Raw genomic sequence first — 26,974 nt, forward strand, 5'->3', positions numbered from 1 at the left:
GCGCGGGAATAACAACAGCCCTTCCCATAAACGCGTCCGTTTTTTGCAGAATGGTAAAGTATTCTGTTTAGAAATCGGCTGCTGCTGTTTTATTGTATTCGATGCCTGTAAAAATAGAAACAGTAGATTATAGTAAGAGATTTTTCCTGCATGCCAATAAAATTTTATTCAAACTTTTAAATTTAGTTGAGTTATGATCCAGTTTGAATGGTTTGACAATCACTTAGTAAAAGCAGCAGCTATTTTTCTTTTTTGTACATTTTTAGCTTCGGCGCTATATATTATTTTAGGCAATTCAAAAAGCATAAAAGAACAGCAGAATATTTTAGCCCAAAAACATTTTAGTGTTTTAAATGAGCTTGAAAAAAAAGTTAAACTGAGAAAGAAAAATATTGACGGCGAAGTCTCTTTAAAAAATCCAATTAAAATTCAGAAAAATCAAACGCCAGAGCGTTATGATGACCATTATTTAGAAAGAGAAAAACACAGTACAGCTATTCTTCAAAAAGCAATTTCTAATCTCCGCAATGGTCGTGATGCTGAAGGAGCAAAGTATTTAATTACTGCCTGTAAAATCTGGAAAAATGATGAAAAACTTGGAAAACTCCTTATGGCTCTGCCTATACTCGAAGATATATTGATTCATTTAAGCAGTGAAGATTTTCTTTTAGTAGAACTCGATTCAGAACATAAATTTTCAGACATTGATAAAGTCATCAGTTTTGTGCTTTCTTCTCAGATTTCTTCAGCCGACCGTAAAATGATATCAGAAATCAAAAAGATGATTCATATAAAAAGATTAGATCATTTGTAAGGAATAAACCGTCTCGTTGACGGTTTTTTTTATATAAAAAAATGCTATTATTTGCAACTTTGCATTAATTTGCATAATATTGCAATCTATAATTTTTTTGAATATTTTATGAATACTACTGTAAACAAGGCGATACCCGCCATTAAAAGCATATTTTTTGTATGCGGTTTTGCACTTTCCAGCTGGGCGCCAATGGTACCTTTTGCTAAAAATAGATTGAATTTGAATGATGGAGAACTCGGCTTGCTTCTTTTAATGCTTGGCGGAGGCGCTATACTAATGATGCCCATCTCTGGATATTTAGGACAAAAAATTGGAAACAGAATTGTAATTACCGTTTCTTGTCTTATAATTGCTTTTATACTGCCTTTTCTAGTATTTCTAGATAATGTTACAGCCATGGCTACGGCACTTTTTATTTTCGGAGCAGGCATCGGAACTGTAGATGTCTCTATGAATGCGGTTGGCGTGAATCTTCAGAATCTATACGGACGTCCTATTATGTCTTCACTTCACGGACTTTTTAGTGTAGGCGGTCTTGTCGGATCTCTAGGTTTGGGACTTCTTATAAAAACGGGATTAGAACCTCTTCATGCAGCGGTATTTATAGCTGTATTAGTGCTTTTAACGGTTGCTTTTCAGTACAGAAAATTATTTGATGCGTCAAGCGAAAGACAGACAGCATCAACACATTCAGAAGAGAAAGAAAGTGTTTCAGGCGGAAAATTTGCTTGGATGAACAGAGGCGTGCTGTTTTTAGGAATGTTATGTTTTATCGTTTTTATGTCGGAAGGCGCTATGCTAGATTGGAGCGCTTTATTCCTTCACGAAAACCGCGGAATGGATGAATCTAGGGCGGGCATTGGTTATGCCGTTTTTTCTGTTGCTATGGCAATAATGCGTCTGTTTGGAGATGGTCTTGTAGAAAAATTAAGTCATCGTACTGTGGTTACGGGCGGAGCGCTTACCGCTTCGGCTGGTCTTTTAATGGTCATTTTATCTCCTTGGATTTCTTTAACAATTTTAGGTTTCTTTATTTTGGGTTGCGGAGCGGCCAACATTGTTCCAGTATTTTTTAATGAAGCCGGAAAACTGAAAAATGTTCCAGTTGCAGCCGCAGTTGCCGCGATTTCAACAATGGGATATTCTGGTCAGTTGCTGGGGCCCGTTTCTGTTGGGTTTATTGCAGAGCTTTCATCATTGGGACTAGCGTTGGGTGTTTGCAGTCTGCTTCTGGCTGGAGTTGGAATCTCTTATTTTTTATTTATGAATAAAAGCAAATCTTAATCATTTAAATCTAAAGAAATGAAAATAGAACATATCGCAATCTGGGTAGAAAATCTTGAAGTCATGAAGGAATTTTACCAAAAATATTTTAAAGCATCCGCAGGGGAAAAATATATAAATACAATCAAAAAATTTGAATCGTATTTTTTAAATTTTGAATCAGGGAGCAGGATTGAAATCATGTGCATGAACGGAATTGAAAATGCATCTAAAGATGTAACAAGACAAAAAACAGGATATGCACATTTGGCTATGGAAGTGAAGTCAAAAGAAGAACTTAACCAGATGACTGAAATTTTTAGAAAAGACGGTTATACTATAGCAGGAGAACCCCGTATTACTGGTGACGGTTACTATGAAAGCGTCATTCTTGATCCCGAAAACAATATAATCGAATTGGTTTTCTAATCAAGAAATTACGCAATGTTATTAAACAATTTTAGTTTCTTTTCTGCGGTAACCATCCAGTCTGCTGTCGTTACTGGCAAGATCGGTTATAAGCACCGCTACCTCTTCCATAGCGCAGACTTTAAAAGGCTCGGCCGTATTTAGTTTTTCTTCATTCGCAAGAGCGATAATATTTTTAGCGGCTTTAGACATAGCCGTTTTAATGCCGCTATCTCCAAAAAAACTGGCGGTTATACCAAATTTGCTATCAACGCCACAAGTGCCCAAAAGATAAATATCAGCAATATACAAACCTATTTCCTCGCAGGCCTTAACGCCTTCAGTGGTTTGGGTTTGTGTATTGTAAATACCTCCGAGAAAGATCACTTCAACATTTTTATGATTCGAAAGTACTTGTACTAAAGGAATATTATTGGTTATAATTTTGAGTTTAATTCCGATAGGCAGTTTAGCCGCTATACTGCAGTTTGTCGTTCCGCCGTCCATAAAAATAGTTTGGCCGTCGTGAATAAACTGCTGGGCTTTAAGTGCTATAATTTCTTTTTTGTCTGTCTGATACGAAGCTCTGTCTACAAAACTCAAAGGATTTTTTAATATCGGAATAGCGCCTCCGCGAACTTTAGAAAGCAGTCCGTTATTGTGAAGCTGTTCAATATCTCTTCTGACGGTATCTTCAGAAACATTAAGTTCCTGTGCCAAACCGCTGTAGTTGACTTTCTCGTCACGGCTTAGCATTTTCAATATCTTGTCAAAACGTTCTTCCTTTAGCATTCAAAAATGTTTATATAAATGCAAATATACATTGTTTAGTGAATATTTGTCTATTAATACCTAAGTAGGAAATATAGTGAAGCAGTTTTGCTTAGTGTAATTTAACATAAAGTTAAATTAGCTTTTTAGGTATTTTTTGCTTGATGTTTTTCATTTGCTTTTTTATCTCTTATGAAAAAAGATTTTTTGAAAATGACAGACGACGAACTTCAAAAACTGATTTTTGAGGGAAATGATACTGCGTTTTCAATTATTTTTAATCGCTATTGGAAAAAGCTTTATTCGTATGCTTTTAAAATTTACAAAGACGAAGCAATCTGCGAAGATATGGTTCAGGAAATCTTTATCAGTCTTTGGAAAAATGCATCGAGCACCATTATCCTAAACCTTGAAGCTTATTTGTTTAGAGCGGTAAAATATAAAATTGCAAATCAGCTTAGAAACTTAAAATTTGAGCAGCATCACATTGAAATATTAGACACCATTCCAGATCCAGGCTTATCATTAAACGACTTAGAATATGTTGATTTCGAAAGAAATATCAACGAACAGATCAATAAACTGACTCCAAAATGCCGCGAAGTCTTTCTACTCAGCAGAATGGATCATTTTTCGAATGCTGAAATTGCTGTAAAATTAAACCTGTCTATTCATACCGTAGAAAAACATATCAGCAATGCTTTAAAACAGCTGCGTTTAAATTCTGCGTCTTATAATTTCCTTCTTTTTTATTGGGCAGCGTTCTTTTATGTTAACTAAAAAACGCTCGTTTTAAGAAAACGTTAAGACTACTTTTTCGACTACTTGTTTGATTCAAAAAATGTGACTTGTCTATAAAAGCATATATTTTGAAAAAAGAAAACTTTTTGCTTCTGGCAAAAAAATACGAAGAAGGTACCTGCACACCTGAAGAAAAAGCAGCTGTAGAAACATTTTTTGATAAAATGCAGGAACAGTCATCAGAACATCAAATCTCTGATGAAAAAGGCGATGTCATTCTAAATAAAATACTTTTAGAATTACAGGTGAAGCCAAAAAAATATTCAATTAGAAAAGCACTAAGAATTGCAGCGGTTTTAGTTACCGGTCTTACAATTGCGTTTACCGCGGCTAAATTTATTTTCAAACCAAAAGAAATCACTCAGATTACTGCCAAAGGAGAAAAGAAAGAAATCTATCTGGAAGATGGCAGTGTCATTGTATTAAACTCCAACAGTAGCGTTACCTATCCCGAAGAATTTGAAACGACAAGAAATATACAACTGACAGGACAAGCTTATTTTAAAGTTTTTAGAGATGTCAAAAGACCTTTTATAGTCCAGACGCACGATGTAAAAGTGAGGGTTTTAGGAACTTCATTCGACATCAATTCTTATAATCATCATGATACGAAAGTAAGTGTGATTACAGGGAAAGTTGAAGTTACTTCACCAACTGGAAAAAAAGTGCAGATTACCAAAAATCAGCAAGCCGATTTAATCAAGAATTCCGATTTACAGATTTCTGCAGAAAACAGCGACGATAAAATTGCCTGGATCAGCAACACTATCATTCTTAAAAACACCAAACTTTCTGAAACCGTTAAAATCATTGAAAATTGGTACAATGTCGATATCGTGATTGAAGATCAGGAATTGAATGATCTTACTATTTCTGGGAAGTTTAAAGATGAAAAACTAGAAAATGTATTAGAAAGTATTGCCTATTTAAAACAGCTGAAAATAAACTATAAAACTAAAAACCAAATCATTATAAGAAAACAGACAAAGTAAAAAAAACAGAAAAAAACAAACCCGCTTCCGGTGCAACGGAAACGGGCATAAAAAAGACTAAAAATAAAATTTATAGCCTAATAGTAATAATGGACACGAAACTACAATTTTTTTTCAATAAGTATATAAAGATCAAAAATCTTTACTTAATGATTTTATTAATTTTTTCCTTTAACGGATTTGCCTTAGGACAATCTGCTAAGGATGTACAAATAAGCCTAAATCTAAAAGATGCAACCATTACCGATTTTTTTAAAGCGGTAGAGCAAAAAACGACTTTTACTTTTGTTTTTGACGAAAAGATATCCGCAACATCACAGCGCATTTCGATTTATGCAGAAAAAGAAAGTCTAGACGGAGTACTTTCAAAAATAGCCACAAAAACAGGACTTTCGTTTAGAAAACTCAACAATACCATTACCGTTACCAAAAATCTTCGCGCTCAAATGAATGTTCGTGGAAAAGTATTGGACGAGAGTGGTTTGCCAATGCCTGGCGTTACGATTCTTGAAAAAGGAACCAAAACCAGCACCATGACCGATATGGAAGGGAATTTCAGTTTTGCTGTAAGCTCTTCTGCTGTTCTTGTGGTTTCTTATATGGGATATGTTTCTCAGGAAATTGCTGCTAGTGCAAATCCGATTACGGTGACCTTGAAATTGAGTACAAGCGAATTGAACGAAGTTGTAGTAACGGCTTTGGGAATTAAAAGAGAAGAAAAACGATTAGGATTTTCGCAGCAGACTATAAAATCTGAAAATTTGTCGCAAGGAAGACCAAATAACTGGTCGTCTGGATTGAAAGGAAAAGTGGCTGGATTAAGTATAACTTCTACAGGTTCAGGACCTTTAAATTCACAGCAGATTACCCTTAGAGGAAACAGATCTTTGAGTCCAAAAGGAAATTACGCGCTGATTGTAGTAGATGGAGTTCCTGTAAATGCAGAGATGACTACTTCTGGTTCTACAAGTGCGTATATGGGAGAAGATTCTCCAATTGATTACGGAAACGGAATTTCAGATCTTAATCTAGACGATATTGAGGCGGTAACAGTGCTTAAAGGTGCAGGTGCAACTGCACTTTACGGAAGCCGTGCGGCAAACGGTGCCTTGATTATTACCACAAAATCGGGAAAGAAAAATAAAGGTTTAGGAATTTCTTTTAATACTGGAGCTACTTTCGATGTAATTCAAAGATGGCCAGATTATCAATATAAATACGGACAGGGAACAGGAAATTCGCCAGATGCTGTGGGAAATCAGTATTACTCTTACGGGAATTCGGAAGACGGAACTTCAACAAGCGGAACGAGCAGTGCGTGGGGACCCGCTTTTACAGGGCAGAATTTCTATCAGTACGATCCTGCTGTACAAGGGCAGTCTGCAGAGAGACTTCCGTGGCAGCCGTATAGAGATAACCGTAAAGATTTTTGGAGAACAGGTGTTACTTTAAATAATAATATTTCTATTCAGGGCGGTGACAATAAAGGTTCTATGCGTCTTTCTCTTGGAAATCAGAAGAATGAATGGATTATGCCAAATACTGGTTTTGACAGAGTTACTGCGGCGGTTAATGCCAATTATCAGGTTTCTGACAGAATTAAATTGGGAACAACCGTAAATTATAATACGAGAAATAGTGATAATCTTCCTTCTACAGGTTACAACAATGGTTCTATTGCGTATTTCATGATTTTCCAACAGCCCAATATTGATCTGGATTGGTATCGTCCGATTTGGGAAAAAGGTAAAGAACAGATTGAACAGCTGCATCCGTTCAGCTCTTTCATCGATAACCCGTATTTGATTGCTTATGAAGCGACTAATACATTAGACAGTGACCAAATTGTAGGTAATATTTTTGCTAACATTACTTTGTCTTCCAATTTAGAATTGATGCTTCGTTCTTCTATGAATACCTACAACCAGACCAGAGAGCAGAAAAGACCTTATAGCATCAACCGATATGCGAAAGGTTTTTATGAAAGACAGGACGTTTTTAAACAAGAAATAAACTCCGACTTTTTACTTTCATACAAAAAAAATTTTGGAGATAAATTCTCGCTTTCGGCTTCTGCGGGAGGAAACGCAATGAGTTATAAATACAGAAGAACAGAAGCTGAAGTAACAGGTTTAGTAGTGCCAGGAGTTTATAAACTTTCAAATGGTTCAAGTGCGCCAATTCTAACTTTAGGCGATGCCAATAAAAAAATGAACAGTTTGTACGGTTTGGTTTCTATGTCGTACAGAGATATGCTTTTTGTGGATATTACAGGTAGAAATGACTGGACGAGTACACTTCCTGTAGAAAACAATTCTTTCTTTTATCCTTCAATCAATACGAGTGCGGTTATTTCAGAAATGCTTAGCCTTCCAAAAGCGATTGATTTCTTAAAATACAGACTTTCATTTGCTCAAGTAGGAAACGATACAGAACCTTATAAAACGCAGAAATATTACGGACAAAGCGCTTTTCCTAGTTCGGCTCAGACTTTGACGGTTTTGTATAATGATCATTTTAAACCAGAAATTACAACAAGTTTTGAGACTGGTTTTGAAATTAGAATGCTTAAAAACCGCTTAACAGCAGATGCAACGGTTTACGAAAGTGTAACTAAAAACCAGATTATCGATATTCCGATGGATTTTTCAACAGGTTATAGCGGAGCAGTTTTGAATGGAGGAAAAGTGAGAAACCGCGGAATCGAGCTTACACTTGGCGGAAAAATTATTGATGGTGAAAACTTCAAATGGAATACAACACTAAACTGGTCACGCAACTGGAATAAAGTAATGGAACTGCCAGAAGGTATTGACGGACAACAGATTATTGGTACAGGAGGAACAGCATCAATAATTGCAAAAGTAGGCGGAACTACAAGTGCCATTTATGGTTTCGGATTTGTCAGATCGCCTGACGGACAGATTGTATATGATAATGCGGGTCTTCCGGCTTATCCTGAAGAAATTCAATATATTGGTGATGCAAGTCCAAAATGGAAAGGTGGTTTAACGAACAGTTTTTCAATCGGCAATTTCACCATGAATGTTACAATTGACGGTCAGTACGGCGGTATTATTTATTCGCAGACACACCACAAACTTTCGGAACAAGGAAAGTTGAATTCTAACGAAATGGGTAGAGCAGAAGGCTTTATCATTGGCGATGGTGTAGTTCAAAATGCAGATGGAACGTATGCTCCAAATACCAAACAGGTGAAAACTGCAGACTGGTATGTTCGTTATTACCGAAGAGCCAATATCGAGTCAAACTCTTTTGATGCTTCTTTTGGAAAGCTTCGCGAAATCAGTCTTCAATACAACCTGCCAAAAAGATGGCTGAAAAATACAGGACTGCAATCGCTTCAGTTTTCAATTTTCGGAAGAGATTTAGCAACCGTTTCAGATTTCCCAATTTACGATCCTGAAACAGCGGCTCTAAACGGAGATACTATTTTGCCAGGTATAGAAATGGGACAAATGCCTTCGCCTGCTACTTATGGTTTCAATTTAAGTTTGACTTTATAATTAGATAATGAAAAAGATAAAAATCACAGCAATAATTCTACTTCTTACCGGACTGACAATTTCGTGTTCAAATGGTTTTGAAGAACTAAATGAGAATCCGAATCTAATTACCGAAATAAGTCCGGGAACTTTATTGAACCCGATTATTTACGGAATTGCTTCGCAGAATGCCACACAGAGTGTAGATGTTACCTTCAATTTAATGCAGGTTTCACTTCCTTTTCCAAGTATCACGGGAGGACTTCACCGTTATGATGTGAGTAATAATATTGGAAATTCGGCTTGGAATAATTACTACAAATGGCTTTCGAATATCAGAGAAATGCGCATGGCTTCTGTAAAAGCTGGAGACGGAAATTACGAAGCGATTGCCTTAACCTTAAATGCATTGGTTTACGCCAACCTTACGGACCTTTTTGGGCCAGTTCCGATGACTGAAGCAGCGCGAGGTGAAGATGGAATTTTGTATCCGAAATACGATACACAGGAGTTTATTTATGAAACCATTTTGGCCGATTTAGAAAAAGCAAATAAGCTTTACGATACCAGTAGAGCCATGATTTATACCGAAGATATTCTGTTTCAAAATAATGTTCTGAAATGGAAAAAGTTTACCAATTCTCTTAAAATGAGATTGCTGTTAAGAGTTTCTAACCGAACAGAAATAGGTGCTTTTACAAAACTGGCTTATATGGCAGATCATCCGGAAATTTATCCCGTTTTTACCAATACAGCTGAAGGAGCAATTCTGAAAGTAACAGGTATTGCACCAAATGTCTCTCCGTGGGGAAGACCGCAGGATTTTAATTTGAGCATCAAAATGGCTTCTTTTTTTATTGATAACCTGAATACTTTAGAAGATCCAAGAAGAGCGATTATTGCAACTGGAGCAACAGCTTTGGTTACCAATGCGCCAATTGGTTTTAAAGGAATTGACAGCGGTTATGCAGGCTCAGATTCTCAATTTAAATATAATGCATCGACGCTTTTGAATGTGCAGGCTCAAAATCCAATGCAGATCTATATTCTGACGTATGCTGAGGTTGAATTCATTAAAGCAGAATTGGCTCAACGCGGACTTATAGCAGATGCGAAAGGGCATTACGAAAATGGCGTTAAAGCAGCGATTGAACATGTAAAAGCGGTTGTTCCAGCAACCTATTTTGATAAACCAGAGGCGCAGTACAACGGAACATTAGAAAGAATCATGCTTCAAAAATACTACGCTTTGTATTTTACAGATTATCAGCAATGGTTTGAATACCGCCGAACTGGATTTCCTGTACTGCCAAAAACTACAGCGATGGTAAATGATGGAATTATGCCATCGAGATTTACTTATCCAGATAATCAGCAGATTAAAAATAATGAAAATTATTTGGAAGCTGTTGAAATGGTGGGAGGAGATAATATCAATACTAAAGTTTGGTGGGACAAATAAATTTAAAAAAATGAAAAAAACATTTATATATAGTGCAGTATTGTTTTGTGGTGTTCTGACAGCACAGACAACTGTAAAAGGAATCGTATTTGAAGATTTAAATCAAAACGGTAAAAAAGAGAAAAAAGAAAAAGGAATTGCCAACGTTGCCGTTACTAACGGGCGCGAAGTGGTTTTGACAGACAAAAAAGGAAACTACGAACTGCCTTTGCCAAATGATGCGATTATTGCGGTAATCAAACCGTCAGGTTATAAAATTCAGGTGAATAAAGACAATTTGCCTCAGTTTTTCTACAATTATAAACCAGCGGGTTCTCCAAAAGGTAAATTTGAAGGTGTTGCTCCAACAGGAAAACTTCCAGAATCTGTAGATTTTGGATTAACGCTTCAAAAAGAAACCAACGACTTTACAGCACTAATTTTTGGTGATCCTCAGCCGTATAATCTGGAAGAAGTTGACTTTTTTGCCAGAGGAATTGTTGCCGAAGTAGAAGGAATCAAAAATATTCCATTCGGATTAAGTATGGGAGATTTAGTCGGAAACGATCTTAGTTTGTTTAATCCATATATTCAAGCAGTAAAGAAAGTCGGAATTCCGTGGTACAATCTTTTAGGAAACCACGATTTAAATTTTGATGCCAAAGCAGATAATCTAGCCGATGAAACTTACGAAGCGCATTTTGGTCCAGCCAATTATGCATTCAATTACGGAAAAGTGCATTTTATTGTTCTAGATGATGTTTTATACCCTGACCCAAGAGATCAGCAAGGATATTGGGGAGGTTTTACAGAAGAGCAAATGCAGTTTATAGCAAATGATTTAAAAGCGGTTCCAAAAGAGAATTTAATCGTACTCGCTTTCCATATTCCGATTAGTGAGCCAGATCCTAAAGATGATTCTTTTAGAGATGAAGACCGCCAGAAATTATTTGAATTGCTAAAAGATTTCCCCAATACACTTTCGCTTTCGGCGCATACGCACATGCAAAGACAGGATTTCTTAGGTAAAAAAGACGGATGGCTGCAGGAAACGCCACATCATCATTACAATATCGGGACAACATCGGGTGACTGGTATTCTGGAAAATTGGATGAAAAAGGAATTCCAATTTCGGTTATGAGAGACGGAACGCCAAAAGGATATGCTTTTATTCATTTTAACGGAAATAAATATACCGTAGATTACAAAGTAGCAGGAAAACCAGAGAATTACCAAATGAAGGTTTTTGCTCCAAAAGTAGTCGCAAAAGCCAAACGTACCAAATCGGGTGTATTTGCCAATTTTTTTATGGGAAGTAAAAAAGACAAAGTACAGTATAGAGTAGATCAAGGCGAATGGAAAGAAATGGAATATGTAGAAGTGCAAGATCCGTCGTATGTAGAATTGGTTTACGAATGGGAATTGTCTGAAGTGCTGATGCCCGGAAAACGTTCTTCAGACCCTGAAAAAAGCACACACGTTTGGAGAGGAAATATCCCTTCTGATTTGGCGATTGGCGAACACGCTATCGAAATTAAAGCGATAGATATGTTTGGCAAAACGCATACTGCCAATACGACTTACAGAATTGATAAGGTAAAATAAATCAATAAATGATGTTTAAAATCAAAGAGATAAGCTGTGTTCTGCTAACGGTTTTAGCAGTATATTCTTGTGGAAGTCAAAAAGCAGTTTCTTCGAAAAAAGTAATTGAAGTGCAAGGACATCGTGGCGATCGCGGTAATTTTCCAGAGAATTCCATTCCGGCTTTTATTAGCGCTGTAAAAAAAGGTGTCGATGTTGTAGAATTGGATGTCGTAATTTCTAAAGACCAAAAAGTAGTTGTTTCGCACGAACCTTTTATGTCTTCGCAATACACTTTGGATTCGCAAGGAAAGCCAATTTCGAAAGAAAAAGAAAAAAGCTTCAATCTCTACAATATGGCGTACGACAGCATTAGAAAGTTTGACAGCGGTTCTAGAAGAAACTTGAATTTTCCGCAGCAGCAAAAGCAGAAAACATACAAGCCATTGCTGTCTGAAGTTATTGATAGTGTTGAGGAATACATTGCCGAAAACAAGCTGAAACCAGTGCGATATAATATCGAAATCAAATCTGAAAAATCGGAATATGGTAAAAGTCAGCCAGAGCCAGAAGTTTTTACAGAAATGGTCATGAAAATCATTCAAGAAAAAGGAATTGAAAAAATGATCAATATTCAGTCTTTTGATCCTGCGGTATTGAACGTAATGCACAAAAGATTTCCTAAAACAAAATTGGCTTATTTAGTCGGAAAAGGCAGTTTGTCCAAAAATCTTTTGCTACTTAATTTCAGACCAGAGATTTATAGTCCGCATTATAAATTGCTTGACAAACCGGCAATCGATTCACTTCGAGTGCTGAAAATGAAAATAATACCTTGGACCGTTAACGACGAGCAGGATATCGATAATATGATACAGCTTCAAGTTGACGGAATTATTACAGATTATCCAGAAAGAGTTTTGAAAAAAAGATAATTTTTTTTTCAAGTGTTTAGTGTTTTTTTTTATTTGGCCTTCAGTAAAACTGAAGGCCTTTTCTTTGTTTTATCTCGATCAAAAAAAAGAGCATAATAGAGCATAATAAAGATATTCATGTTCGCAACCATAAAATGGATTTACGAATTAAAAGCTACATTAACGATTCATTAAATTTTCGTTAAAGAGAGTGCCTGCGTTTATCATTTAAAATAAATTATCATCAAATTTACAATTCTGTATATAAATATAAACCCGTTTATTTTCTTATTAAAAGTGGAAAACTACCTTATACCTTCAGAAATCTCATGGCTTTCTTTTAACAGCTGTATTTTAGAAGAGGCAGATGATTCAACTAATGCCTTATACGAGCGAATCAAATTTTTGGCCATTCATTCTTCAAATTTGGACGAATTTTTTAGAGTTAAAATCAGAAAGCTGTTCATTAAAAATTCAAAAAAGAATAAAGCACTGCTGGAGAAAATCTTGATAGAAGTTAATGCACAGCAAAATAGATTTGGAGCGATCTGGAAGAATTCGATACTGCCAGAATTAGAAATGCACAATATTGTTTATTATGAAAATCAAGAAATTCTAGATACGCATTTGCAGGAAATAGAATACTATTTTAAAAGCATCATATTATCCTATATTCAGATAGTTTATATTTCTCTTAATCAGCCCAAAACATACTTTTTAAATAATCGCGGTTTGTATTTTTTGGTAAAATTAAAAGACACCGAAGGTAATTTCAGCTATTCTTACCTGAATATTCCTTCAGACAAATTGGATCGATATAAACAATTGCAAAGTCAGGGAGATACACATTATATAATTTCGATAGACACTATAATAAAGAATTGTTTATCTTTTATATTTCCTTCTGGAAAAGTGGTTTCTTGTCATGCTATAAAATTAAATCGTGACGAAAATTATCTGATCGAAGATGAAAATTCAGGAGATTTGATTGCAAAAATTGAGGCAAAAATAGAAGAACGCAAACGCGGTTCATCAACAAGATTCCTGTATGATTCTAGTATGGATGCCGAAACTATTTCGGTATGTAAAAAAGCATTCAGACTTAAAAAAGAAGAAATGATAAAAGGCGGAAGCCATCATAATCTGTATGATTTATTTAAGTTTCCAAATCCTGCTAAGCCTAATCTTCAGGGAACAAATTATCCAGGACTCAAACATTTGCCTTTTGAAAACAGGAAATCTATTTTTGAAGTTATAGATAAGAAAAACCAGTTGCTACATTTTCCATATCAGTCGTATTATTACGTACTGCAATTTTTTAATCAGGCTGCGATTAATAAAAATGTTTTGGAGATAAAAATTACATTGTATAGAATTTCATCTCAGTCATTAATTGCCAATGCTTTGATAAGTGCTGCTAAAAATGGTAAAAAAGTAACTGTTTTTGTAGAAGTAAAAGCACGTTTTGATGAATATAATAATTTATTCTGGTCAAGAGAAATGAAAAATGCCGGTATAAAAATCATTCAAAGTATGCCGAATTTAAAAGTTCATGCTAAAATTGCTATGGTGATCATGAAAGATAAATATGGAAATAAAAAACATTACAATTATTTGTCGACTGGTAATTTTAATGAAAGTACCGCTAGCGTTTATTCTGATTTTGGTTTTTTTACTTCAGAAAAAAAATATACAGACGATTTAAAAAAGGTGTTTACATTTTTAAAAACCAAGAAAAAAACGGGCGCACCAAAACATATTTTAGCTGCAGGTTTTAATATGAAAGAAAGTCTTTTAGAGTTAATAGACAACGAGATAACGAACAAAAAAGCGGGTAAAAAAGCTTCGGTATTTTTAAAAGTAAACGGAGTCGATGAAAAAGATGTTATAGAAAAACTTATTGAGGCGAGTAGAGCAGGCGTAGCGGTGACATTGATCGTTCGTGGAATCTGCACTTTATTGCCAGGAATAAAAGGTATAACGGAGAATATAAAAATTTATAGAATTGTAGATATGTTTTTAGAACATGCCAGAATCTATAAATTTGGCAATAACGGTAACGAAAAAATTTACTTATCGTCTGCAGATATGTTGAGCAGAAATTTAAACAGAAGAATAGAAGTGGCTTTTCCCTTAACAGACGAAAAACATATTACAGAAATAAATGAAATTATTGCCTTACAGCTCAGCGATAACACAAAGAAAAGAACCATAAACAGTTTTGGAACTAATGATTTAGAAAAGAGCGGTGAAATGCCAGAACGCAGGGCACAAACAGAAATTTATAATATGATTGCGGTGGCGAATAAATTTTAGAAAAGACGACTAGCAAAATAAACTCCAAAGAAAACTCAATAATCTTTGTTTTTTAATAATTGATGATATTAACATTTGCTATATGTTATGTCTTTGTAGATAACCTATTGATCTGTTCGATATGGTGTTAAGTTTCTATTACCGATGAAAATGCGATTCTAGATTTATATATGTTTGTTTTGTTAAGTAATAATTTAAACTTTAAAAACCAAAATGGAAATCTTAAGTTTTTTCAAAAACAAACAAAAAAAACAGTTCGTCTCTGAAACTGATTTTATAATTAATCAAGGAACCCAATTTAGAGCGGCTATAGAATCGCTTGTAACATTGCGTGATGCAGCAGTCGAGGAAGAGGATGAATTAAAGATTGATTACTTTTTTTATACCAATACTTTAGAAAAAGCTCAAAATCTAGAAAAAGAAATTCAAAAAAAGCATTACATCGTTAACCATGCCATCGCATCTCATGACAAACAGCTTTTTGTGATTTCTGGAAGAACAACCGCTATCAAAATGATGCACGAAACCCTAAGTAAATGGGCTGGAGAAATGTGCGAACTGGGCTATCAATACGACTGTAGTTTTGAAAACTGGAAAATTGTGCCAGCAGCAAAATAGCAAATCCAATCTTTTTCCAACAGAAATAATTTGTAATATCAAATTTATAAAAGTAAAAGACCAATGAAAACAATCCAGTTCAGAACAGAGGACCTTATGCAATACACTATTATAGTTTCGCACATAACCTGTCTTTTCCCAGCAGACGAACCTTTAGGAACTTGGATTTATCTGAGCTGCGGCACAAGACTAAAGGCTATGCTAGAATTTGAGGTAGTGTGGGAGCTGATAAATAATGCAAAATGATTTCTATTGGTATAGAATTTTCAATTTTTGAAATCGTACTGTTTTAAAGATGGATATCAAATAAAAAAAAGCCTTTTTTAGAAAAGGCTTTTTGGGTAAAATAAAGTCTTAGATATGAATCGTTGAAACTTATTTTTTTGCTACAATTTTTATCTCTACCATTTGTCCTGGAAGCGCAAGTCCGGTTACTTCAACAATACTGCTGGCAACTCTTTGCGGGTTGGGATAGAAAGCAGTTCCGATTCTTTTTCTTGCTTGAAAAGCAGAGGCCATATCGGTAACATAAATAACCTCTTCTACAATATCGTCTGCGTTCATGCCGAAATTATCTAGTAAAATTTGAATATTTTCATAAGTTTTTTCGAACTGGCTTTCCATTCCAACGGCAAGATTTCCCTCTTTATCGTGTCCCAATTGTCCCGAAATCCAAAGCGTATCGCCATTTTTTACAGCTTGCGCATAACCATATTCTTTTTCCCAAGGCATGTTTAATGTGCCTAATTCTTTTTTCAAGTTTAGCATAATTTAGGTTTTTAAAATTTTGATTCTATTAAAAAACAATCATCGAACCAATTATTTAAAAATCTAATATTTAGGGAGTTATTTATAAATGCAAAAAATAAGCGTTACGATATTTCGTAATATTATTAAAAAGTAAAAAGGATGCTGGGGTTTAACTTATATTAAGATTTTAAACAAAATAAATTATAAATTTCTCTTTTTGCTTTCAATCACAATGAATTCTGGTAAATAGTCTGGTGTACAGCCTTTTGATACCATTTGTCCTTTATAAAGCTCCGTTTTTTCGCCAAGAGCGATACAATTTTTCCGAAGCTTTTTTTCGTAAACGCCTATCCATCCTACTAAAAAATTCATTGCCCATTGTACTTCGGGCTCTTCGTTTTCAATTTTCTTTTCAATTTTAGAAAGTAATATTTCGCTGTCTGGCTGCGGTTTTCCTGTCCAGCGCAAACGTGCTTGATAGTACCAAAATATTCGTCTTTTTAAAGGAGATTGGCTTTCTTCCCAACTTTCAATTAGTGCAATTGTTTTTTTATCCTTGGTTAGCTGATTTGCAAAAAGCCAGTCAATAAGCTGAAGTTTTTCATTTTCCTTATGTTGGGCAATGTCAGCTACAAAATTATCAATTGCTTCTTCAGATAGGAGTTTCTTATCCATAATCAAGATGGCCAATTGTCGGGCAAAAAAATGCTCAGTTGACCAAAGTTCCAATGCAAGTTCATGATCTTTTTTTATATCCTTAGCAAGGATTCGCAAATCTCCAAGTTTAGTATTCTTCCCGTCGATTTGTTTCAGTATTTTTTCTGCTTTTGATGATAGTTTCATTTCAATGCATATTTGTTTAACAAGCGTTTGTCTTAATTCTAAGTGCGTTTATGTAAAGTTTTTTTATTTCTAATTTAGAACTATTTTGTCGATTTGGATATAAATAGTTTTGCTACATCTATTGTTACGTCAAACTTATATATTGCCATGTTGCTGATAATGAAAGTATAAAGTTAGTTAGTTTTTTTGTGGTTGTTATTTTTTAGTTAATATATCGTACAAGGTTTTTTTGTCGTTGTTAAAGTTCTATTTTTAGTTCATAAACGGTACATTATAAAAATGATTAAGAAGTTTTTCAAAAAATTTACAATTTTCCTGGTAAGCCTATTTTTACTTTTAGTAATAATTCTAACGATTGTTCCTTATATTTTTAAGGATCAAATAACGAATAAACTGGAAAGTATAGCAAATGAAAAACTAGATGCAGAAGTGCGTTTTGATGAAATTGGACTTTCTCTTTTCAAACATTTTCCGGCATTAACTGTTTACGCTAAACATGTTAGCATAGTAAACAAAAAGACCCAATTTGCGTTGGCAAATGTTGTAAAAGCAGATCGAGTATCTGCTGGTGTGAATTTTTACAGCTTGCTAAAAGGTAAAATTGTTTTGGATGCTGTTTATCTTGATGAAGCCGATTTAAATCTGGAAATAGACGCTAAAGGGCATGCAAATTTTAATATTGTAAAATCATCCAAAACTTCTGAAGATACTACTCAGACAGAATTTAATATCAAACGGATTGTTATAAAAAAAACGAATATATCTTATAATGATCGAAGTACTCATTTAAAATTTAAGGTTCAGGACCTTAATTACAAAGGAATTGGAGATTTGAGTGCAGATTATTTTGATCTTAATTCAAAAGTAAAAATAAAATCATTCGATTTTAGCTTAGAAGGCCTTGATTACGTTCGTAATAAACCAATTAATGCTGAAATTATCACTTACATTGATGCCAAAGCGCTTAAATTTAAGTTTGAGCGAAATGTTATTCGTATTAAAAATTTTCCATTTTCATTTAACGGTCATTTTGCCTTCATAAAAGGAGGATATGATTTTGATTTGCGTATGCAGTCTAAGAATTCTACATTAGAAGAAATGCTGTCGCTTGTTCCTCCGGCTTATGACAAGTGGCGTGAAGAAATGACCATTACTGGTAATATTGATTTTAGAATATTTGCAAAAGGAAAATATATGCAGGATCAATCACAAAAACCAATTGTATCTGCCGATTTGCAAATTAATAGTGGCACCATTGCTTATAAAAAAATTAAGGAACCGATAAAAGACATTCACATTTCGGCCAAAGCCCAGATTAAAGATTTAGATATTAATAAATTAAAATTTGATTTAGACGATCTTTCGTTCAATCTGGATAAAAAGAAAACAACACTTAATTTTCATTCTGAGGGTTTTAAAAAACTAAAAATTAAAACAGCATTAAAGGCCGATTTAGATTTAGCTAAATTTCAGAATGCAATGCATTTTAATGATAATGATATTCGCGGGAACGTGGCTTTAGACCTAAAGGCCGATGGTGTATTTTTACGTGATTTAGGTTTCAGCCCGCGTTTGAATAAAATAGATACTATTATAAAAAGTATTCCAAAGTTTCAGTTGAACCTTAGCTTAAAAAATGGCTATGTTAAGAATATAAAGAAAAATGATGCCATAAAAAATGTGAGCCTAAATTTAAGTTTAACAGCAAAGGACAGCATCTTGCGCAACGTTACGGCCAAAATAACCAACTTGAATGCCGAAGCTTTAGATAATTATGTTCGCGGACGTTTTGAACTTCATAAATTATATCCTTTTACAGTAGATACAGAATTGGAATCTAAAATCAATTTAGCCCAAATTCATCAATTTTACCCTTTGGACAGTTTGGAAGTTAAGGGAGATTTAAATTTAAAAGTAAGCATGCATGGTGTTTTAAACAGTAAACAGAAAAAATATCCATCATCGAAAGCCCTGGTAAATATTAAAAATGGATATTTAAAATCACTTAAATTCCCTAATATTCCGATTGAAAATATAAACGTAAACGCAGCCGTATCAAGTCATAAAGGTACAGGAGAAGATTTAAATGTAAAATTGCAACCAGCTGAATTTGTTTTGGCAGGATCGCCTTTTAAAGTGCAAGGAGAGGTTACCAATCTTTATGATTTGGTTTATAATATTAAGACTCAAGGAACTTTAGATGTGGGTAAATTAACTCAAATATTCCCGATTAAAGATGTTAGTGTTTCAGGAGTAATTCAAACCAATTTGATTGCTAAAGGTTCTAAAAAAGATTTAGATGCCAAAAATTATGATAATATAAAAAATGGCGGAAAACTCGAAGCCAAAAATATTGTGATCAAAAGTGCCTTATTTCCAGAAACGTTTCAGGTTTCTAAGGGAACATTTAAATTTTTTAAAGATAAGATGCGTTTTGAGGAATTTAATCTCCATTACGGTAAATCCGATGTCGTGTTAAATGGTTCCATACATAATATTTTAAGGTATCTTTTTAATCGAAAGTATTTGCGCCAAAATAACGAAAAGCTTAAAGCTGATATCAATCTTACGAGTAATCATATCAATGCTAATGAGTTTTTTGACATGATTGCAAAATATACAGATCAGAAAGCGGAAGAAGAAGCGGTGCAAAAAAAGGATTCTGTTTCTGTAAAAGCCATTGCAAAAAACGACGATGTAAAAAACGACGATGCAAAAAACAAAAACGATAAGAACAAAAACTACGTCATTAGAATTCCAAGTACAGCCGATTTGAAAATCTCGGCTAAAGTTCACGATCTTGAGTTTGATACCTATAAGATTAAAGATTTTATAGGAAATCTGGAAGTTAAAGATCGAAAGGTTGAGGTAAAAGAAGCGGCCTTTAATATGGCCGGCACTCAAATAGCAATGACTGGGGATTACAAAGCACAGCATAGGCGTTTAGCGAAATACAATGCCAATTTTAAAGCCAGTAATTTTGATATCCAACGCGCATACGCAGAAATTCCGATTTTTGCCGAATTGGTGAGTATGGCTAAAGATGCCTACGGATTAGTATCGATTGATTACCAGCTTGGAGGAAGCATTGACCAGAATATGGATATTGATTTTAAATCTATTGACGGAGAAGGAACACTGACTTTGGAAGATATAAAGTTTAAAAATTTTAAGCTTTTAAACCACGTTGCCAAAAAAGCCGATGCTACTGATTTAGAAAAAGCGTCATTTAATAAAATTGCCATACATTCTGTCATTAAAAATAATGTAATGACTATTACGCCAACAACCATGAAAATGGCTGGATTTAGAGGTAAACTTGAAGGTCAGGTTACAATGGATGGAAAAATAAATGTCGGTTTTCGTTTAGGTCTTCCGCCAATGGGGCTTATAAATGTTCCGATGAAAATTACAGGTACAGCAGACGATTTTGAAATTTCAACAGGAAAATTTAAAGAAGACACGAGTTTTGCAGAAGAAAGTGAGCTTAAAAATATGGCGCCAGAACGTCGTAGAATGCGAGTTAAAGACTCTTTACAAGTATCTGGAAGCCATTAAAAAGGCGCGGAAAGTATTATGTAGAGGATAAAGTTTTTTTTAAATTTCAGAAATTGGCTAATTGAATGTAAATCCTTAAATAATATGAGTTTTTTAATATAAAAAAGGCAGAAAGTCATATGATTTTCTGCCTTTTTTTGGAGTTTTCTGGAATAATGTATGGACACTTTTTCTAAATAATTGTTCTTCAAAAGTGTAAATGAACAACCTGAAAATCTTTTCAATAAAAGTCTTTTGGAAGTAAATTTAGGAAGCCAAAATATTTGAAATTATTCCTTCAAAATTTGTTGATTTATCTAATGATTTTAACCTTATCGCTGTATCTGATAGGTGCTTCTGGACTTTCAGCAGGATGGCCAAGTGCGACGTTTATTGTAACTTCATATCCTTCGGGAATGTTCAAGAGTTTAAGGATGTCTGCATTTTCGGGAAGATTAAGCACTGGTACCAGAGAACCTATAGGGCAAGTACCAAGATCAAGAGCATTGGCACTTAGTAATATATTCTGCAGTGCAAGACCCGCATCAAGCTTGGTGTAATTGCTTCCTTTTTCTCCCGCCATTACAATCAAAGTTGGAGCGTGATGGAAAATGCTGAAACCCTCTTCTCGGTAACGTGATGCACTTCCTTGTAGTTCTTTGCCCTGTGCAAAGGCAAGAAATCTTTTGTTGATTTCGTCCAATATTTTTTGGTTTTGAACAACACGAATTTCCCATGTCTGCTTGTTAAGCGCGCTCGGGGCGTATATAGCACATTTCATTATCGTGTCAAGCTGCTGCTGCGTAACCTGCTTGTCTGTATATTTTCTAATAGATCGGCGTTTTAAAATATTACTGACAATTGCTTCTCTAGAACTGCCTTGAAAAACAGTACGTTCGATCTTGGGTTCGCTACATCCATAAAATAGGGCAGTTGCCATTGCGGCCACAAATAATTTTTTCATGTTTTTACTCTTAAATTGCATTGTTAATTTTTTTTGAAAAGGAGAAGTTGAATTTAGTAATCAAGTATAGTATGTACAGAAAAACAACATACTGAATAAGATCGTAATAATAAAGGCTTAATACTGCAAAAGCAGCACCTAAAATTTTAATAGTAAGATTAAAAACAGGCTCTACTTTTTGTTTCCAGTCAGTTGGATCTCCCCATGCTGAAGGACGGAACTGTATACTAATTTGGTGTGAGAAAGCATTGAGGAGCAGTATAGCGTAAGACATATATTCAAACTGCACGCCACCTTTGATTAATATAAAAATAACCAAACCTGTCATCATGCCGTAATACAATTTTCCGTTTGGAGTTGCAGGACTTGAAGGCATATCGGTTGCCATAAAAATAGTGCCAAGCAATAAGCCAGCTGTAGAATAATGAAGCTGCGTGCCTCCAGGAAGCCAAAGCAGTAAGGTAAAAACAGCCAGCAACGCAAAAGGAATGTGCCAGCTGATTCTGTTGCGTAGTAACAGATACAATCCGCCCAGAACTATGAAAAGAATAGAATATTCGCCCACTGCGCCCGAAGTTTTGTAAACCATTGCACTCAGATATTCGCTAAAAACAGAATGGTCTGCAGCCGGAAGAAGCTGTTCTGACGGTGTTTTTACAAAGCCTTTGGTTTTCCATAATTCAGAAGAAGTCATTATCGAAGCAAAAAAGACACTCATAAATTCTCTTCCAGCAAGTGCCGGATTGAAAGTGTTTTTACCTAGGCCACCCCATAATATTTTTCCAAATAAAATTGCTGCAGCAGCCCCGAAGGCTACTATATGCAGAGGCACGAGCGGTGAGAGCGTAAGAACTAGGAGTAAAGCAGTAACCACAGCCGAACCATCGAGTATTGTATTGTATTTTTTTAGGAGAAAAGCAGACAATACAAATTCTGCTAGGAGGGCAACCGTAATAGCGGTTAAAAACTGTATTATTACCAGACTGCCGTATGCGAAACAGGCTATAATGACAATTGGCAGCAAGGCCAGTACAACGTCAAGCATTACCTTTTGCGTACTGTTAAATTTAGGTTTTATAAAAGGAGCTGTTTTCATTGTAGTGATTTTTCTGCCAATGCAGATAATTTTATTTTACCTTCAAAAATATTTTCCATCAGGGCCACATCACTCGGACAGATGTAAGCACACGCACCGCATTCAATACAATCCTGCAGATTAAAACTGTGAAGCGATTTAAGATCATCATCAATATTATGTCTTACAAATTCTAAAGGCATCAGTTTCTGCGGACAAACATCAATACAAAAACCGCATTTAATACAGTTATTTGCTGCTGTTTTTAATTTTTTCAGAATCAATAGACCGCCAGATCCTTTTTCAATGGGTTGCAGAGGAGAATCGATGCTTTTTCCCATCATAGCGCCTCCCATAACAATTGTTTGTTTTTCGGGATTCCAATGATTATCATTCAAATTTAAAATATGGGCAATTGGCGTACCTATTTTTATTCTGAAAATCCTGCTTTTAGACGTACTATTTCCAGAAATGGTAACAATACGTTCAATCATAGGGCGTGATTTGAAAACCGCATCATAAACCGCTCTTAACGTCCCGATGTTATTAACCAGAATGCCATATTGAGATGGAATAGTGCCTTTTCGGAGTTCCAGTTTTGTGATTGATTTAATGAGCTGCAGCTCACCTCCCTGTGGGTACGTATCAGGAAGAATCTGTACTTTGACAGCTAATTGTATTTTCTGTGCATTTTCTAAAAGAAGCGTTTTGAGCGTTTTATTGTGTTTTTCAATACCAAATACTATTTCAGGAGACCCAAGTACATTTTGCAGGACTTTAGCCGCCTGCAAAAGCTCGGAGATTTCATATTGCATCAATGCAGTATCGCTGCTTAAATAGGGTTCGCATTCAGCACCATTAAAAATCAGGGTATTGATTTTCTCTTTTCCTATAGTGTATTTCAGATGTGTAGGAAACTGTGATCCTCCAGCTCCTTGAATACCGCAGTCAGATAGTGTTTGCTGCAATATTTCGAGATTTATTTGGGAAGCATCAAAATACGGAGCGGGAATTTCAATTTCTCTAAAATCATTTATCAGATGGATAAAAGCCTTATTTCCAATAGTTGTAAAAGCATTAACAATCCCAGAAACAGGAGCGTGCATTTTGCCGGCAATATTAGGTCCTTCGGCAATTAATTGATATTTTTTTACAGTCTCTCCAATTTTCACAACGGGCTCCATCATACCTTTATATCCTGACAATGGTATATAAAAATCTGCCGGATCTTCTAGAGATTCGATTTGTTTTTTCTTTGTTTCTTTCTTTAACGAAGGTATTGAAAGCATTCTGTAACTATTTTTTTATGGTCGTTGTCTATTATAAAATAATCAAAATCGAAATGTTGTTTCAATTCAGCTATCACTTCATCACGTATTGTTGCAGGAACTGTAAAAAGCGCAGTAGAAAGTACATCTCCCAAAAAAGCACTTTTGGTAAGAACTCCTGTCTGCAGATTTTCAGCCGGATAACCAGTTATACAATCCAGAATGTGGCCATATTTTTTTCCATCTATTAGCAAATTATTGTCGATGCTACCCGAAAGGCTGAATGTCTGCGAATTGATCTGAAGACCAGTTTTAAATACATCTTTACTCAAAGCATCAGGAATATTTATTTTCCAAGCTGTATGAGATGCATCGTTCAATGATGAAATGGTGCTTCCTCCCGCATTTATTATGGCATCTGCAACGCCATGGCTTTTGAGAAACGCAATAGTTTTATCAACAGCAAAAGCTTTTATAAAAGAACCCGTAATAATTTCCTGTTCAGCACCTATTTTGACGTTTAAGCCTTCTATAGCAATCGATCTAAAATTGACTTTTTCAAGCGCAGTGGCGAGTTCATCTTTTTTTGGCAGACTGTGATTATTTTCTTTGTAAAATCCCCAAAGTTGCAATAATGGCATGCACGTAATATCGTAATGTCCTTTGGTGATAAGGGAGACTTTTTTAATCATTCTGATCATCTCAACGCAGTCTTGGTCGATAGGCGTCCAGTTTCCTCTATTTTCATTGATACAACTGAAATAGGAACCCGATACATAAGAATTATATTTTAGGTCTATTTCTTCCAGTACTTCAAAAGCTCTTTCTAAAAGCTCTTCGCTAAATTCAATTGGGATTTTAATTTTGCAATTGCAATGAAAGATGTTGCGCGTTTGAGCCAAATATTGTTTAGGAACTTTCTGAAGCATTTTCGTCATCGTTTGTTTCTACAACAGTTTTGGGTTTGTTTTTCAGCGCTTTAAAATTGATACTGCCGGTATGTATAGTCTGAAAATAAAGCGCATTGTTTTTCCAAATACGTTTAACAGAATCATATTCCAGTTTCTGAACTTCAAATTTTTGAGAAAAAGCTTCTTCTGCTTCTTTTCTTAATTTCAGCGCTTCTTTTTTGTCATCAGCTTCTTTAAGCAGACTCTCCCAAAAACTACGCTGTCCGAAAAGCAGCAGTAGGATTCCTAAAACATAAAGAGCAATATATTCCGTTTTTATTTTAATCATTTTTGAAGAAAAGTTATTATAATGGGGCTTTTTCAAAAATAAAGTACCTGTGTTAAAAAGAAGTTATTAGAATGTTTTATTGAATTAGTCAATGATGAATTGAATTCGTCATCGATGTATTCTTACAGCCTTTACGTTTTATTGTGAATTGTTTTAAGATCGATAACCAAAACAATTCTTATTTAATGTACTTTACTTTATCGCTATAACGTATTGGAGCTTCTGGATTTTCGTCGGGATAGCCCACTGCAAGTGTTATCGCGACTTCATAATCTGAAGAAATATTAAATAATTGCAGAAGATCAACATTGTTGTCTTGGTTTAGAAAGGGTACAATTCCTCCAAGCGGGCAGGAGCCAAGATTATGTGCATGCGAGGCAAGCATAATATTCTGGGTTAAAAGGCCACAGTCTAATAAAGTGGGTAATGTTCCAGTACCTTTAATCGCTCTTGCAATAATTATCAGAACCGGTGCATGGTAATTGACACTATGATTTTCTGGATCTAGAATGTTTTTTTTCTCACTTCTTAAGTAATCAATATGGCGTTTAGAAATCTCTGTAAGTATTTCTGGTTTTTGGATTACTCTCACTTCCCAAGGCTGAGAATTTATGGCACTTGGCGCGAAAATAGCGCATCTCATTACGGTGTCCAGTACTTCTTTCGGAATATCTTGATCTTTGTATTTGCGTATAGATCTGCGGGTTAGTATATTATGCACAATAGTGTCTGTGCTGTTTCCTTCATATATGATTGGTGTAGCTTCTTTTTCATCGCATGCTGATGCCAGAAACGGAAGTGTGCCTAATAGCCCAACTCTTCCTATTGAACCTAAAAAACCGGCTCTAGTCATTGTTTTTTTATTCTCTGCCATATTCTATAATTATTTAATTGCAGGTCATATTTGCGCCAGCCTTAATTTGGATAAGTAAAATCTTTATTTTATCTCGAAATCTTTCTAGTTGAAAGCCAACATAATATGGAACCACCACACACCATAAATGCTCCTTGCCAAAATGATAATCCTAAAGCTGCTGATAAAAGAATGGAAGAAAATAACGATGAAAATACTGGTGTAAAATAAGAAGCTCCTGCCAAAGCGGTAACGTTTCCGTGCAAGATTCCTATATTCCATGCGGCGTAACCGAATCCCATTGCGCATCCTGCAGCGATGAGATACAGAGCAGATGAAATGCTAAAATGCATCGGAGAATCATCATAAAGTAATAAATATTTAAACCATAAGACAATCGCAACGAGTATAAAAAAGAAAGTGATACCATTAGCACCATTCGAAATACGAATAGTCACAACACAATATCCAGCCCATAATATCGCTCCTAAAAAAGCAAGCCCGTAACTTATTGGATTTGCTTGAATGTTGAGTAGCATTTCTGAAATATCAAACCCCTGTTCGCCTCCAAGAACCCAGACAATGCCAAGCATAGATAAAACTATGCCAGGAAAAATCAGCCAGTTTGCTTTTTTTGAAGTAAAAAGAACTGTGGCAATCAAAGTAAAAGTAGGCCAAAGATAATTGACCATTCCGACTTCGATTGCCTGTCTGCTGTTTTGCGAATAACCTATCGAAAGGGCAAGGCATAATTCATAGGAAACCATTAACAAGCCTCCAAAAATCAGATACTTTTTGGGAAACTTTGATAACGGAATCCATTTTATACTAAGAAGCAGAAATACAGCAGCTGTGGTGTAAATCATTGCAGCTCCCGCAGTTGTTCCAAAAGAATGACTGACTTCTTTGATAAGTCCTACGATAGAACTCCATAAAATAATCGCACCAAATCCTATGGCAGTGGCTTTAGATTGTGTCATCATGAGGTTTAAAATGTAAACACAAAGATTTTG

At 35.0% G+C, this 26,974-nt stretch carries 23 protein-coding genes; 13 read left to right on the top strand and 10 right to left on the bottom strand.

The window, feature by feature from the left end:
- The first annotated feature begins 193 nt into the window (after positions 1 to 193).
- The 3 genes from EG814_RS06435 to EG814_RS06445 all read left to right on the top strand — a co-directional run bounded on the left by EG814_RS06435 (position 194) and on the right by EG814_RS06445 (position 2,509).
- Positions 194 to 814 (top strand): hypothetical protein, encoded by a 621-nt coding sequence (locus EG814_RS06435; RefSeq protein WP_125720088.1) that lies wholly within the window; start codon positions 194 to 196, stop codon positions 812 to 814.
- 108 nt (positions 815 to 922) lie between these two features.
- Positions 923 to 2,101, top strand: coding sequence for an MFS transporter (locus EG814_RS06440; protein WP_125720090.1), 1,179 nt, complete (start codon positions 923 to 925; stop codon positions 2,099 to 2,101).
- An 18-nt stretch (positions 2,102 to 2,119) separates the two neighbouring features.
- On the top strand, positions 2,120 to 2,509 hold the full coding sequence (locus EG814_RS06445) for a VOC family protein (protein ID WP_125720092.1): 390 nt from the start codon (positions 2,120 to 2,122) through the stop codon (positions 2,507 to 2,509).
- Positions 2,510 to 2,530: 21 nt separating this feature from the next.
- Here EG814_RS06445 and EG814_RS06450 read toward each other — a convergent pair whose 3' ends face one another.
- The gene (locus EG814_RS06450; RefSeq protein WP_125720094.1) at positions 2,531 to 3,280 is read right to left on the bottom strand and encodes a DeoR/GlpR family DNA-binding transcription regulator; all 750 of its coding nucleotides are present in this window, start codon (positions 3,278 to 3,280) and stop codon (positions 2,531 to 2,533) included.
- A gap of 171 nt (positions 3,281 to 3,451) precedes the next feature.
- On the opposite strand from EG814_RS06450, the gene EG814_RS06455 reads away from it, so the two are divergent.
- From EG814_RS06455 to EG814_RS06495, 9 genes are all read left to right on the top strand, one after another.
- Positions 3,452 to 4,039, top strand: a complete 588-nt coding sequence (locus EG814_RS06455) for an RNA polymerase sigma factor (protein WP_125720096.1) — start codon at positions 3,452 to 3,454, stop codon at positions 4,037 to 4,039.
- 89 nt (positions 4,040 to 4,128) lie between these two features.
- The gene (locus tag EG814_RS06460) at positions 4,129 to 5,052 is read left to right on the top strand and encodes a FecR family protein (protein WP_125720098.1); all 924 of its coding nucleotides are present in this window, start codon (positions 4,129 to 4,131) and stop codon (positions 5,050 to 5,052) included.
- Positions 5,053 to 5,201: 149 nt separating this feature from the next.
- Positions 5,202 to 8,579, top strand: a complete 3,378-nt coding sequence (locus EG814_RS06465; protein ID WP_235830922.1) for a SusC/RagA family TonB-linked outer membrane protein — start codon at positions 5,202 to 5,204, stop codon at positions 8,577 to 8,579.
- Between the two features lie 7 nt (positions 8,580 to 8,586).
- Positions 8,587 to 10,020, top strand: a complete 1,434-nt coding sequence (locus tag EG814_RS06470) for a SusD/RagB family nutrient-binding outer membrane lipoprotein (protein WP_125720102.1) — start codon at positions 8,587 to 8,589, stop codon at positions 10,018 to 10,020.
- Between the two features lie 10 nt (positions 10,021 to 10,030).
- A complete protein-coding gene (locus EG814_RS06475) occupies positions 10,031 to 11,605 on the top strand; it encodes a calcineurin-like phosphoesterase C-terminal domain-containing protein (RefSeq protein ID WP_125720104.1) in 1,575 nt (524 codons plus the stop codon).
- 8 nt (positions 11,606 to 11,613) lie between these two features.
- Positions 11,614 to 12,519 carry a glycerophosphodiester phosphodiesterase family protein gene (locus tag EG814_RS06480; protein WP_125720106.1) on the top strand — a complete coding sequence of 302 codons (906 nt, stop codon included), beginning with the start codon at positions 11,614 to 11,616 and terminating at the stop codon, positions 12,517 to 12,519.
- A 276-nt stretch (positions 12,520 to 12,795) separates the two neighbouring features.
- Positions 12,796 to 14,814, top strand: coding sequence for a polyphosphate kinase 1 (gene ppk1 / locus EG814_RS06485; protein ID WP_164515281.1), 2,019 nt, complete (start codon positions 12,796 to 12,798; stop codon positions 14,812 to 14,814).
- A 213-nt stretch (positions 14,815 to 15,027) separates the two neighbouring features.
- Positions 15,028 to 15,432: a ribonuclease E inhibitor RraB gene (locus EG814_RS06490; RefSeq protein ID WP_125720110.1), complete on the top strand. Its 405-nt coding sequence runs from the start codon at positions 15,028 to 15,030 to the stop codon at positions 15,430 to 15,432.
- A 63-nt stretch (positions 15,433 to 15,495) separates the two neighbouring features.
- Positions 15,496 to 15,678: a hypothetical protein gene (locus EG814_RS06495; RefSeq protein ID WP_125720112.1), complete on the top strand. Its 183-nt coding sequence runs from the start codon at positions 15,496 to 15,498 to the stop codon at positions 15,676 to 15,678.
- A gap of 129 nt (positions 15,679 to 15,807) precedes the next feature.
- On the opposite strand, the gene EG814_RS06500 is transcribed toward EG814_RS06495, so the two are convergent.
- Together EG814_RS06500 and EG814_RS06505 are read right to left on the bottom strand one after the other, a co-directional pair.
- Positions 15,808 to 16,200, bottom strand: a complete 393-nt coding sequence (locus EG814_RS06500; RefSeq protein ID WP_125720114.1) for a Rid family hydrolase — start codon at positions 16,198 to 16,200, stop codon at positions 15,808 to 15,810.
- A 183-nt stretch (positions 16,201 to 16,383) separates the two neighbouring features.
- Entirely contained in the window at positions 16,384 to 17,025 is a 642-nt protein-coding gene (locus EG814_RS06505) for a DNA alkylation repair protein (protein ID WP_125720115.1), read from the bottom strand.
- Positions 17,026 to 17,304: 279 nt separating this feature from the next.
- Here EG814_RS06505 and EG814_RS06510 point away from each other — a divergent pair, with 279 nt between their 5' ends.
- Complete coding sequence (locus EG814_RS06510; protein ID WP_125720117.1) at positions 17,305 to 20,583, top strand: AsmA family protein; 3,279 nt, start codon at positions 17,305 to 17,307, stop codon at positions 20,581 to 20,583.
- A gap of 292 nt (positions 20,584 to 20,875) precedes the next feature.
- Here the strand turns inward: EG814_RS06510 and EG814_RS06515 are convergent, their stop codons facing one another.
- The 7 genes from EG814_RS06515 to yddG all read right to left on the bottom strand — a co-directional run bounded on the left by EG814_RS06515 (position 20,876) and on the right by yddG (position 26,944).
- Positions 20,876 to 21,526: a nitroreductase family protein gene (locus tag EG814_RS06515; RefSeq protein ID WP_164515282.1), complete on the bottom strand. Its 651-nt coding sequence runs from the start codon at positions 21,524 to 21,526 to the stop codon at positions 20,876 to 20,878.
- A gap of 10 nt (positions 21,527 to 21,536) precedes the next feature.
- Entirely contained in the window at positions 21,537 to 22,622 is a 1,086-nt protein-coding gene (locus EG814_RS06520) for an RnfABCDGE type electron transport complex subunit D (RefSeq protein WP_206430289.1), read from the bottom strand.
- On the bottom strand, positions 22,619 to 23,890 hold the full coding sequence (locus EG814_RS06525; protein WP_125720123.1) for an RnfABCDGE type electron transport complex subunit C: 1,272 nt from the start codon (positions 23,888 to 23,890) through the stop codon (positions 22,619 to 22,621). The genes EG814_RS06520 and EG814_RS06525 overlap by 4 nt, the downstream gene beginning before the upstream one ends.
- Positions 23,869 to 24,798 carry an FAD:protein FMN transferase gene (locus EG814_RS06530; protein WP_164515283.1) on the bottom strand — a complete coding sequence of 310 codons (930 nt, stop codon included), beginning with the start codon at positions 24,796 to 24,798 and terminating at the stop codon, positions 23,869 to 23,871. Before EG814_RS06530 ends, EG814_RS06525 begins: the two co-directional genes overlap by 22 nt.
- Entirely contained in the window at positions 24,779 to 25,108 is a 330-nt protein-coding gene (locus EG814_RS06535; RefSeq protein WP_125720127.1) for a hypothetical protein, read from the bottom strand. Before EG814_RS06535 ends, EG814_RS06530 begins: the two co-directional genes overlap by 20 nt.
- 178 nt (positions 25,109 to 25,286) lie before the next feature.
- Positions 25,287 to 25,982: a nitroreductase family protein gene (locus EG814_RS06540; protein ID WP_125720129.1), complete on the bottom strand. Its 696-nt coding sequence runs from the start codon at positions 25,980 to 25,982 to the stop codon at positions 25,287 to 25,289.
- Positions 25,983 to 26,050: 68 nt separating this feature from the next.
- Entirely contained in the window at positions 26,051 to 26,944 is an 894-nt protein-coding gene (gene yddG / locus EG814_RS06545; RefSeq protein ID WP_317133040.1) for an aromatic amino acid DMT transporter YddG, read from the bottom strand.
- Positions 26,945 to 26,974: the final 30 nt, after the last annotated feature.

It is taken from the genome of Flavobacterium ustbae, assembly GCF_003946915.1.
Lineage (GTDB): Bacteria > Bacteroidota > Bacteroidia > Flavobacteriales > Flavobacteriaceae > Flavobacterium > Flavobacterium ustbae.

What these genes read in the sequence shown, in the direction of transcription:
- EG814_RS06435 (WP_125720088.1), top strand. Translation starts at nt 194, where the DNA reads ATGATCCAGTTTGAATGGTTTGACAATCACTTAGTAAAAGCAGCAGCT.
- EG814_RS06440 (WP_125720090.1), top strand. Translation starts at nt 923, where the DNA reads ATGAATACTACTGTAAACAAGGCGATACCCGCCATTAAAAGCATATTT.
- EG814_RS06445 (WP_125720092.1), top strand. Translation starts at nt 2,120, where the DNA reads ATGAAAATAGAACATATCGCAATCTGGGTAGAAAATCTTGAAGTCATG.
- EG814_RS06450 (WP_125720094.1), bottom strand. Translation starts at nt 3,280, where the DNA reads ATGCTAAAGGAAGAACGTTTTGACAAGATATTGAAAATGCTAAGCCGT.
- EG814_RS06455 (WP_125720096.1), top strand. Translation starts at nt 3,452, where the DNA reads ATGAAAAAAGATTTTTTGAAAATGACAGACGACGAACTTCAAAAACTG.
- EG814_RS06465 (WP_235830922.1), top strand. Translation starts at nt 5,202, where the DNA reads ATGATTTTATTAATTTTTTCCTTTAACGGATTTGCCTTAGGACAATCT.
- EG814_RS06470 (WP_125720102.1), top strand. Translation starts at nt 8,587, where the DNA reads ATGAAAAAGATAAAAATCACAGCAATAATTCTACTTCTTACCGGACTG.
- EG814_RS06475 (WP_125720104.1), top strand. Translation starts at nt 10,031, where the DNA reads ATGAAAAAAACATTTATATATAGTGCAGTATTGTTTTGTGGTGTTCTG.
- EG814_RS06480 (WP_125720106.1), top strand. Translation starts at nt 11,614, where the DNA reads ATGATGTTTAAAATCAAAGAGATAAGCTGTGTTCTGCTAACGGTTTTA.
- EG814_RS06490 (WP_125720110.1), top strand. Translation starts at nt 15,028, where the DNA reads ATGGAAATCTTAAGTTTTTTCAAAAACAAACAAAAAAAACAGTTCGTC.
- EG814_RS06495 (WP_125720112.1), top strand. Translation starts at nt 15,496, where the DNA reads ATGAAAACAATCCAGTTCAGAACAGAGGACCTTATGCAATACACTATT.
- EG814_RS06500 (WP_125720114.1), bottom strand. Translation starts at nt 16,200, where the DNA reads ATGCTAAACTTGAAAAAAGAATTAGGCACATTAAACATGCCTTGGGAA.
- EG814_RS06505 (WP_125720115.1), bottom strand. Translation starts at nt 17,025, where the DNA reads ATGAAACTATCATCAAAAGCAGAAAAAATACTGAAACAAATCGACGGG.
- EG814_RS06510 (WP_125720117.1), top strand. Translation starts at nt 17,305, where the DNA reads ATGATTAAGAAGTTTTTCAAAAAATTTACAATTTTCCTGGTAAGCCTA.
- EG814_RS06515 (WP_164515282.1), bottom strand. Translation starts at nt 21,526, where the DNA reads ATGAAAAAATTATTTGTGGCCGCAATGGCAACTGCCCTATTTTATGGA.
- EG814_RS06520 (WP_206430289.1), bottom strand. Translation starts at nt 22,622, where the DNA reads ATGAAAACAGCTCCTTTTATAAAACCTAAATTTAACAGTACGCAAAAG.
- EG814_RS06525 (WP_125720123.1), bottom strand. Translation starts at nt 23,890, where the DNA reads ATGCTTTCAATACCTTCGTTAAAGAAAGAAACAAAGAAAAAACAAATC.
- EG814_RS06530 (WP_164515283.1), bottom strand. Translation starts at nt 24,798, where the DNA reads ATGCTTCAGAAAGTTCCTAAACAATATTTGGCTCAAACGCGCAACATC.
- EG814_RS06535 (WP_125720127.1), bottom strand. Translation starts at nt 25,108, where the DNA reads ATGATTAAAATAAAAACGGAATATATTGCTCTTTATGTTTTAGGAATC.
- EG814_RS06540 (WP_125720129.1), bottom strand. Translation starts at nt 25,982, where the DNA reads ATGGCAGAGAATAAAAAAACAATGACTAGAGCCGGTTTTTTAGGTTCA.
- yddG (WP_317133040.1), bottom strand. Translation starts at nt 26,944, where the DNA reads ATGATGACACAATCTAAAGCCACTGCCATAGGATTTGGTGCGATTATT.